Here is a 10886-nt window from a genome sequence, read left to right on the forward strand (position 1 = left end):
CAAAATAGAACGGAAGAGCTTAGAATAAGTCCTTCCGTTACGATTTTAATTGTTTTGTTAGTGGAGTGATATATTTTTTTACTTTTTAAATCCTAATCGTTTCATGTGACAGAGTAAAAGTTTGCCTTCATCATCCCTAAGGTGCATTCCGTTACCTCGGCAATAACGGAAATACTTACAATCGGCACAATCATCTTTCTTCATCCAATTTCTGTCGCGATAAGGCAGAAACTTGTTGTTCCATACATTTAAAAAGTCATCTTCATAGATGTTGCCTTGATGATAGTTCGCACGAATGCTTGGACAAGCGGAGATAGATCCGTCGCATAATACAGATCCGACAGTTGCGCCGGCCTGACAGAAGAAGAAATGATTTCTTACTTCATTTTCATATTCTCCTAAGAACCCTTCACATCCATAGTTTACATCAATCTTTCCTTCTGCTTTTGTGGCTTTAATGAACTCAAATACCTGACGGAATTCATCATTGTCTAAATGCATCATGGGGTCTTTGGCTGCTCTTCCCATAGGAAAGACCGTAAAAATACGCCAGCTTTTTAATCCTATGCCGATAAGGTATTCTTTTAGTTTAGGGAGTTCATTAAGATTTCGCTTGTTCGCGCAGGTTACCACATCGAAAACTATTTCGTTTGAATGGACTACCATTTCGATCGCTCGTGTCGCGTTATCGAAACTGTGTATGTTTCCGCGCATCCAGTTGTGTGAATCGTGAAGTCCGTCCAAACTAATAGTCATGGAACGCAGACCGCGGTTCAGCAGACGCCGGTATCGTTCCGGTGTAAGAGCCAATCCGTTACTTACCATGCCCCAAGGAAACTCCCGTTCATAAATACCTTTACCACATTCTTCCAAATCGGGTCGCATTAAAGGCTCACCACCGGTTAGAATAACAAATACTTTATGTGGGTTGAATTGCTGCTTTACTGAATCGAGTACTTTAAAGAAATCTTCTTTCGGCATGTCCGGAGTAGTAGCAATATGTTTGCAGTCGCTTCCGCAATGTCGGCAATGTAAGTTGCATCGGAGGGTACATTCCCAGAAAAGTTGTTTCAACGGATGTTCTTTTATCAAGTCGTTCTGTAACTTTCGAGTTATTTCAAGCCCCAAATGTTTCCGTACAGAGAACCTCATCCTATTTCTTTTTCAACTTTTGATTGGCTGTGAGTGTAAACTCTCCCAAGTACCAGCCATTACGTTTTTTAGTTTTAACTAAGTCTTCGGTAGTGATGGTGGCATCCTGAAAAGATCCGTTTTGCTTACCATCTACATCCGAGAACTTGATGGTTGCCGATTTGACAGTGTATAAGCCGGTGATTTTCTTCTGGAATTCACCATTCGCATCCGTATATATCGTATCTTTTTTTATAGACGCGTCATTGGGGTCTTTTAAATCTGCTGCTACTTGAATACCTTGTATCGGAACATCTTTTTCGTCGGTCACCTTACCTTTATATACGTAGTCGACCGTTGGTGTACCATATTCATCCGGCTCATCTCCAACGCACGATGAGAAGCCTAAAATACCGAGAATGCCGGTAAGCAAATAGCTGATAATTTTATTAAAATGTATTTTCATAAGTGCAAAAATAACTGTTTTTATCTTATAAACGAGCTATAAGTAGAAATACTGCACTGGTTAAGGTACTTTAACAAAAGTATGTTATATTTTAGTTCGGGATAAGATACTTAAATAATGCAGGTAGTTGTATCATTACTTTTATTTAGTTGATACACAGCCTTTTTAGAAATCAACCGTATGCAGTTACAGTGTGACGCATAAGAATGTGAAAAGTGATACGTATGAGTTTCCGTATTCATCAGCATGAGTTTGTCTGTTCATGCGTATGAGTTGATCTGTTCATGCGTATGAGTTGATCTGTTCATGCGTATGAGTTGCCCAACTCATACGTATCACTTTTCCCGATCATTTGATGATAAATAGAATAAGCCTGATGACAATACAAAAACATCGTCTATATATACGCTAAGACTGGTGTTCTCTAAGAGTTAGGTTCTGTGGGTCCTTTCTATTATTTCATCAAACTCCTATTATTTTTGTTACGATATGGCTGCTTTAACAATAATTCTTGGAAAATAAATTTGTGTGGCAAGTTATTTGTTCATAAAAAAGTGTATATTTACAAACATTAAATTTAGAAGATTATGGCAATTTATTGGATTTTGTTTATTGGCATAGCCGTTTTAAGCTATTTGGCTCAATGGAATGTAAAGCGGAAGTTTGAGAAGTACGCGAAGATGCCTTTGGATAGTGTTATGACCGGTAAGGATGTAGCTGAAAAAATGCTTCACGATAATGGTATATACGATGTTACAGTGAAGAGTACTCGTGGAATGCTCACCGATTTTTATAATCCTGCGGACAAGACAGTTAATTTGAGTGAGGCGGTTTACGGGAGTAATAGTGTGGCTGCCGCTGCTGTTGCTGCTCATGAGTGCGGTCATGCATTGCAGCATGCTCAGTCGTATGCTCCTTTGAAGATGCGTAGCGCAATGGTTCCCGTGGTTCAGTTTTCATCAAACATTGTCACTTGGGTACTCTTGGCCGGTATTTTATTGATTAACAGTTTTCCACAGCTATTATTAATGGGAATCGTATTATTCGCAATGACTACTTTGTTTAGTCTCATCACTTTGCCGGTAGAAATCAATGCTTCGCAGCGTGCTTTGGTGTGGCTGAATCGCTCCGGCCTCACTAATATATCAAATCATGGAGCTGCCACCGACGCGTTAAAGTCGGCTGCCTACACCTATGTTGTTGCCGCGTTAAGCTCGTTGGCAACATTAATTTATTACATTTTGATTTATACTAATAGAAGAAGTTAATTTAATGAATAAATTCACATCAACCTTATTGCTAATGACAGGGGCAGCGTCGGCTGTCTCTGTCATTTCGTGTAAAACAAATACAAAGAAATCAGTAGTCGATGAAAAAAAAACGATGAACATCGTATATATTATGTGCGATGATCATTCATATCAGACCATCAGCGCATACGATCATCGGTTTATAGAGACTCCTAATATTGATTGGATAGCCAATAACGGTGTCCGCTTTACCAATAGTTTTGTGGCCAATTCGCTAAGTGGTCCGAGTCGTGCATGTATGTTGACAGGAAAACATAGTCATGCAAACGGATTCGAAGATAATTCCGATTCTTTTGACGGAAGTCAGCAGACTTTCCCAAAGTTACTCCAACAGGTGGGATACGAAACGGCCATGATAGGGAAGTGGCATTTGGTGTCGGAGCCTACCGGCTTTAACTATTGGGATGTTTTAGTGGGACAAGGTGACTATTATAATCCTACTTTTATAAAGAATGGGGAGAAAGTGCGGCGCGAGGGTTATGCAACGAATATTACTACAGATTTGGCGATTAATTGGTTGGATAGTATTCATGATAAGTCGAAGCCGTTTTGCATGTTCATTCACCATAAAGCGCCACACCGTACTTGGATGCCCGATACGTGCGACTTACGACTGTATGATGATGTAACTTATCCGATGCCTGAAAATTTTTATGATGATTATAAAGACCGTAAGGCTGCTCAGGCTCAGAAAATGAGTATCATAAAAGATATGAATATCGTTTATGATTTGAAGATGGCTGATAAAGAAAATGAAATACATACTGATAATTCGAATTTAGAGAAGTGGGGGCGTGAGCTATACAATCAGATGAATTCGGCACAAAAGGCAGCGTGGGATGCGTATTATGACCCTATTATTGCGAAGTTTAAGAAAGACAAGCTGAAAGGAAAAGCACTTGACGAGTGGAAATACCAACGTTATATGCACGATTATTGTCGTGTTATTCATGCCATTGACAGGAATGTGGGAAGAGTATTGGAATATTTGAGAAAATACAATCTTTTGGAAAACACGATGATTGTTTATACTTCCGATCAAGGATTTTATATGGGAGAGCATGGTTGGTTCGATAAACGATTTATGTATGAAGAATCGTTTCGTACTCCGTTGTTGGTCTATCTTCCCGGAGGAAAGCATGGTGATGTAAGCGAACTCGTTCAAAATATAGATTATGGACCTACTATATTAGATTTAGCAGGTATAAATGTACCATCGGATATGCATGGTGTTTCGTTCTTACCGCTGTTAAAGGGAGAAAAAGTTCCACAGTGGCGTCATTCGCTTTATTACCATTACTATGAATATCCGGACGAGCATGCGGTTAACAAACATTTTGGCGTTCGTACGGAAAAGTATTCATTGATGCGTTTTTATGGTGATGTGAACTCGTGGGAACTGTATGACTTGGAGGACGATCCGATGAACATGCATAATCTATATGGAAAGCCCGGATATGAAGACATTACGAAGGAGTTGAAAGCGGAATTGAGTCGTTTGCAAGAACAATATGAAGACCCTATCCGAAATGAGATAAAGAATTAAAAAGTGGAGCCGTCCTTTTCGGGCGGCTCTATTATTTTATAAAATAAACATTTACTTTGCTGTGAAAGTTTTATCGAAAGATATTTTTCCATTTAACTCGTAGATCTTTACATTGAGTTGATTTCCTTTTGTTTCGGCGGAAACAACTGAATTGTTCGAGTTGACCAACACCGGAAAATTAATTTGTGTTGACGGATCTTCATAAAGAAATCTGTGGAGATGTCCACAAATCATGATATCAATCCCTGCATTATTCAAAATCGGAACGAACTTATTGAGTACTTCATGATGTCCGTGCCAAGCATTCTTAATAGGAATAGGAGGAATATGGCAGACAATGATTTTAAACTTCGAGTTTTTAAATTCTTCCGAAGCAACAACTTTTTCCAGCCATTCGGCTTGCTCACTCCTATAATGGTCATAATCTGTAATTCCGGCATATTCCAAGTCGTTATCGGGCTTATCTTCGCCTGCGTCAAGGAAGATAAAAAATGCGGGTCCCTGATGTACGGTGAAATAGATATTCTGTTCGCGCGGGCAGAAGTAATCTTGGAAATGAGTGGCATACTCTCCGCGTGTCTCATGATTTCCACGGATATAATAGAATGGCTTCTCTTTAGCAAACAGATGAATGCTCTCGTCCATGAATCCGGTAAAGATGATATCTTCATTGGAGAACTGAGAGACCATATCTCCATTGTAGATGACCATATCCTTATCCTTGTAACCTGCATTATTGAGCAATGGAGTAATTATATTCTCCCGTGCATGAATATCATTTATCACACAAAAAGAAGTCTCCGGTTTGGAAGTATCCAGTGTTTTGAATTGATAAGGCTGTGCACTATATACATTGCTGGCTGCCACATCGCCGTAATGAACGCGGATTCCTTGATGCGAAAGTACTTCTTGTGCCAAAATGCGGTAACGGTATACCGTATTAGCTTTTAAACCGGTCAGTTTAACTGTATGAAGTTTAGCGGTATTTTTGATACCAATCTTTGTATCGAAATATTTCGGACGCTCAGTAGCGTAGAAGTTTGTCCCATCATTTGGAGCCAGTTCCACCCAACCGATGGATTCGTTGTTTACCTCCCAAACAATAGTAGCTTCTGTTTCACTAACGTTCTGAAGATAGGGTCCGTGTAGAATTTTTATATCTTCGGCGTTTATCAGTAATGGTAAACAAAGAAGAAATAATAACAAGTGAAATCTTTTCATATATTATAAATATTAAAAAATATTCCGCTGGAATCATTCCCAATTTGTGTGTGTGACTTATAATTACTTACGATTCTTACATACAGATTGTTTATTACTCCAACGGAATATTTATAAAAGAAAATGTTGATTATCAATCGTAGCCCTGAGTTTGAGTTAACTTCGGGTTCTTATCCATTTCAGCTTGTGGAATAGGTAAAAAACGTTGATAATCAGAGAATGTACGTGGTTCAATCAGGCGGTCAGCCTTGTTAGCCTCGGTTGGCAATGTTTGAACAAAGCGCATGCTCGGATCTTTTTGAGAATAATCAATGGTACCAATCATACGATACAAATCTTTCATCACATCGTTAGCAACTAATTGATTGTTCTCGTTCTTCCAGCGTGTAATATCCTGACGGCGGAATCCTTCGCCTGCCAACTCGATAGTACGCTCACGGCGCACCAATGTACGAATCTTATTCTGCGTATCATATTTTGAACGGTTAACCTTTATCATACCTCCACGAGTACGTAACTGATCAATAAGATTAAGAGCCTCGTCTAAGTTCTGATTTAATTCAACATCACATTCTGCGATTGTTAACAGAACTTCAGCATAACGGAAGATAATAGGACAGAGGTTATCGTTATTCAACGCTGTGGAATACTGTGAGATGGGAGCAGCGTACTTGGCAAAGATTAAACCTGTTTTTGAAGCGTTATCGGCAGCAAGGTAATAATCGTAGTTCTTTTCGCCATTGATAGTTGCGTCAACAGTGTTGATAATACGCGTCTTACCATTTTTGCCCATCCAGTCTTGCCCGGGATAGACAACCGTATTAGCCAAGCGAGGGTCGCGGTTTGCGTACGGATGAATAGGATCATAACCCGATCCTTCTTCTTCAGGCATCATACCATTGCTCATTTCGAACATATTAACCAGATTCATAGTTGGAACCCAAGAAGCCCAACCGCCATCTTCGTTGTTAAACATACGGATGACGTTGCCATACGAGTAAGTATCCTTTACGTGTTGCTCTGCGTATATAATTTCTTTAGAGCCTTGACCGGCAATGTTAAACATGCCAAGGAAGTCCGGATCGAGTTCATATTGACCTAACGCAACAATCTGACGGGCTGTTGTTAAGGCGTCTTGATAATTGCCCCAATACAGGTTGGCTCTCATTTTGATAGCCAATGCTGTACCCTTTGCAATACGACCTCTTTCTGCAGGAGCATCATTGATATCAGCGATAGCTTTGTCCAGTTCACTGAACACAAACTGTTGTACTTCCGATTCTGAGTTACGAGGAAGTTGAGCTTCTTCTGCCGTTTCCATGGAAGTGGTAATCAATGGAACACCACCATACCAGTAGCACAGACGGAAGTAAGCCCACGCACGAATAGTGCGAACTTGTGCAATCAGGTCTTTCTTTACAGCTTCGCTGGAGAATGGTACGTTGTCAATATTCTCAAGGAAGAGGTTACAACGTGCAACGGTTGTATAGTCGTAATATCTAACTGCATGAGAAGCGCTTGGAGTGCCATTACCAACATAAGCATAATTTTGGGTACGTGTATAATTATATGCAATATCAGACATAATGTCTTCATAGAAGATGATGGCACCCTGTTGTCTCCAATCTGTCCAATAGTTGTAACAAGCTGTTGCAGCCTGTTGTGCGTCTGATTCTGTCTTCCAGAAAGTACTTGGAGACAGCTGATCTTTTGGATAGGTATCAAAGAAATCACTACACGAAGTAATAAAACTTCCTCCCAAAAGAATTCCGATATAAAATAATTTATTTAATTTCATAATATGTCTTGTTTTAGAAGGTTAAATTGATACCAAATGAATGAGTCTTCAAATTAGGATATACATATCCGTCGCCATCCGGAGTTTCAGGATCGATATTCAAATCCAAGTTATCGAATGTGAGGATGTTCTCACCGGAGTAGAAGATTCTGGCTCTTGTAATGCCCAACTTATTGATAAAGCTCTTTGGTAAATTGTAACCCAACTGAATATTCTTTATACGGAGATAATTAGTGTTAACACACCAGAAGCTTGAGCGGATACCCGGATGGCTGGCAGAAGTCTTACCTTCGGCAGCGCGTGGCCAAGTTCCATTTTTGTTGTTTTCCGACCAAGCATGCTTCCAAGCTGTTGCCGGATGAGAAGTATCACCCGTAAAGTCACCGGTTACAGCTTCTGTGAAGTAACGACTAACATGATTTACACCTTGGAAAAGGATGGAAAGATCAATATCTTTCCATGCAGCTGAAAGTTTCCCTCCGAATGTGAATTTCGGGAAACGGGAACCGATGATATCACGGTCGGAAGCTGTTAACTTGCCATCACCGTTTACATCTTTAAAGCGGATATCTCCGGCCATGAACTTACGTCCGACGGGATTACCGTATTGTGCAGTATAGGTATCTGCTTCTTCTTGGCTTTGGAAAAGACCGTCGGCAACATAACCATAATACGAATGATAAGGTTGACCAACACGATTAATGAAGTAATCGTCAATGATTTCATCTACACCACCTAAGTCAAGAATCTCGTTCTTATTATATGCGAAGTTAGCGTCAACACCCAAATTCCAATCGCCAAATTTCTGTTTCCAGCTGGCTGTGATTTCAAGACCACTGTTACGAACTTTACCAATATTATCGTTGTAAGCTCCGAAGCCGAAAGTGGTAGGAACAGGAACTTCCATGATGATATCTTTGGTAGTACGGACATAATAATCAACTGTTAAGTTAAAATGATCAAGGAATGACATATCGAAACCAACGCCGTAGTTGGTAGAAGTTTCCCAACTGATAGAAGATAATCTGTGAGATGTCTTAGTAATACCTGTGTTTACTGTTCCGCCAAACGGATAGTTCTTTCCAATGGCGTAAGTAACCAACCAAGGATAGTATTCGCTTAATGCGTCTTGATTACCCAACTGGCCCCAAGAAGCTCTGATCTTCAATGATTGTAACCAATTCTTTGCGGAAGCCATGAACGATTCTTCTGAAATACGCCATCCTGCGGAGAATGATGGGAAATATCCCCAACGGTTGTCTTTACTGAAGCGAGAGGAGGCATCGGCACGAAGATTAGCCTCGAAAAGATATTTGCCTTTATAATCGTAATTGATACGACCGAAGTAAGACATTAAAGCAAGTTCGCGCGAATAACCGCTGTTTGTTTGTGTAGAAGCAGCACCGGCATTCATGTCTGTCATCTCATTATTCGGGAAAGTGTTACGGGTTCCTGTTAATTGTTTCCAGTTATATTTTTCTGCTTTATAACCCAATAAGACCTTCAGATTATGATCTCCGAATGATTTCTCGTAATTGGCTAATGCGTCGAATGACGGACGATTCCAAAGTGTAGTGTATTCGTACAACTGACTTGGACCATGGTAACCGACGCGGTAAGAAATTTCTTTCATGAAACGCTTGACATCGTTTGAATTGGAAACATACGCGAACTGAGCTGTAAGCTTTAAGCCCGGAAGCACATTCCAATCGCCAGCCATAATACCCGAGAAGTTCTGAGTACGATAGCGAATACGCTCGTTGATATCCAGCCATGCTACCGGATTACCATCACCGATGGATCCGTATGAACCATCTTCATATTTATAAGGTATCCATGGAGCAATACGGCTTAACTGGTGGAAGATACCGCCGGCCAAATCGCCTACACCATAAGAAGGAATAGGCTCGGAATGATTGTTGTGGATGAATGATAAGCTTGTGCGTATATTAAACTTCTCAGAAAGTTTAATATCGGTGTTTGAGCGCATGTTAAATTGTTCACGATCACTGTTGCGCATAATACCTTTTTGCTTCAAATAACCGCCGGATACCATGTATTTCACATTTTCCGCTCCACCTGAAACGTTTGCGTTGTATTTTTCTAACATACCGGATTGGAAAGCCAAGTCATACCAATCAGTGTTTGGATACTCATACGGGTCACTCTGATTTTTAAACTTAGTTATTTCTTCGTCTGTGAAACGTGGTGATTTGCCTGCGTTAATTAATGCTTGATTATACATGGCGGCATAATCGCCGGAACTCATTTTCTCAATCAATGCAGTCGGACTCTGGAAACCTACAGAGGCGTTGAAGTTGACAACCGGTTTACCATCTTTACCACGTTTTGTCGTAATCAAGATGACACCGTTGGCAGCTTTTGATCCGTAAATGGCAGCTGACGCGGCATCTTTTAAGATAGAGATAGACTCAATATCGTTTGGATCAATTTGATCAATTGTTCCTGTTTCAATACCGTCGACTAAGATGTAAGGGTCGGAGTTATTTAAAGTACCTTTTCCACGAATCTGGAATGAAGCGCCATCAGCGCCCGGTTTACCGGAAGCCGTAAGCGCGCTGACACCCGGGGCGAGACCTTGAATACCTGCGGAAACTGAAGTGATAGGACGAGCATTCAACTCTTTTTCACCTACAGAAGCTACGGAACCGGTTAAGTTGACTTTAGCCTGAGTACCATAACCTACAACAACTACTTCACTCAGGGCTTGAGTATCTTCTTTCAAAGTAACAGAGAGGGTTCTTTTTCCTGCAACTTGAATATCCTGAGAAAGGTATCCGATATAAGAAATCTCCAGTACAGATTTGTTAGTGACTTGAATGGTGAAATTACCATCAAAATCGGTAACTGTACCATTCGTTGTTCCTTTTACCAAAATATTGGCTCCGATAATAGGCTCGCCATTCTGGTCTGCAACTTTACCAGTGAGGTTATATGTGCCTTGCTGTTGAGTTACGTTAAGATCGTTTTTCTGAGCCGCAAAACCTATCGTTGGAATAGAAAGACATGCAGCTGTAACAAAAGCGATTTTACTAAGAAATAGAAAATTTCTTTTTCTCATAACATGTTTTTAAAGGGTTAATATTAATTAAATAATAATGTCTTATGTAGTACTAATGTATAAAATATGCTTGTATGTGGAAAGCATTCTTATTTTTTGCCGGCTAAAATACAGAGAAAAATTTGTATATAGAAAGGTTATTGAAGATATTTTTCAATTTATTTCAAATTGCTAAGCATGGCATAGTATATAAAAATTATTAAGATAACGTGAGTTCGATGAATTATAACTGTCTAAAAAATTGGTGATTAGCGAAAATTGTTATATTTTTATAGTGCTGAAATACAAATAAATACTAACAACAATCGCTATGATCACCGAAAGCAAAGTTA

7 protein-coding genes are annotated in these 10886 nt (G+C 39.8%); 2 read left to right on the forward strand and 5 right to left on the reverse strand.

Annotated features, from left to right (window positions below; all coding sequences use genetic code 11):
• Window positions 1-78: 78 nt before the first annotated feature.
• Together LO761_RS09400 and LO761_RS09405 are read right to left on the reverse strand one after the other, a co-directional pair.
• Complete coding sequence (locus LO761_RS09400; RefSeq protein WP_272818029.1) at window positions 79-1152, reverse strand: TIGR04133 family radical SAM/SPASM protein; 1074 nt, start codon at window positions 1150-1152, stop codon at window positions 79-81.
• Between the two features lies 1 nt (window position 1153).
• Window positions 1154-1597 carry a radical SAM-associated putative lipoprotein gene (locus tag LO761_RS09405; RefSeq protein WP_272818030.1) on the reverse strand — a complete coding sequence of 148 codons (444 nt, stop codon included), beginning with the start codon at window positions 1595-1597 and terminating at the stop codon, window positions 1154-1156.
• A 587-nt stretch (window positions 1598-2184) separates the two neighbouring features.
• On the opposite strand from LO761_RS09405, the gene LO761_RS09410 reads away from it, so the two are divergent.
• On the forward strand, window positions 2185-2865 hold the full coding sequence (locus tag LO761_RS09410) for a zinc metallopeptidase (RefSeq protein ID WP_272818031.1): 681 nt from the start codon (window positions 2185-2187) through the stop codon (window positions 2863-2865).
• Window positions 2866-2869: 4 nt separating this feature from the next.
• Entirely contained in the window at window positions 2870-4453 is a 1584-nt protein-coding gene (locus tag LO761_RS09415; RefSeq protein WP_272818032.1) for a sulfatase family protein, read from the forward strand.
• 51 nt (window positions 4454-4504) lie between these two features.
• On the opposite strand, the gene LO761_RS09420 is transcribed toward LO761_RS09415, so the two are convergent.
• From LO761_RS09420 to LO761_RS09430, 3 genes are all read right to left on the reverse strand, one after another.
• On the reverse strand, window positions 4505-5674 hold the full coding sequence (locus tag LO761_RS09420; RefSeq protein ID WP_272818033.1) for an FN3 domain-containing metallophosphoesterase family protein: 1170 nt from the start codon (window positions 5672-5674) through the stop codon (window positions 4505-4507).
• 133 nt (window positions 5675-5807) lie between these two features.
• Window positions 5808-7472, reverse strand: a complete 1665-nt coding sequence (locus tag LO761_RS09425) for a RagB/SusD family nutrient uptake outer membrane protein (protein ID WP_272818034.1) — start codon at window positions 7470-7472, stop codon at window positions 5808-5810.
• A 13-nt stretch (window positions 7473-7485) separates the two neighbouring features.
• Window positions 7486-10554, reverse strand: coding sequence for a SusC/RagA family TonB-linked outer membrane protein (locus tag LO761_RS09430; protein ID WP_272818035.1), 3069 nt, complete (start codon window positions 10552-10554; stop codon window positions 7486-7488).
• Window positions 10555-10886: the final 332 nt, after the last annotated feature.

It is taken from the genome of Phocaeicola oris (genome assembly GCF_021295095.1).
GTDB lineage: Bacteria > Bacteroidota > Bacteroidia > Bacteroidales > Bacteroidaceae > Phocaeicola > Phocaeicola oris.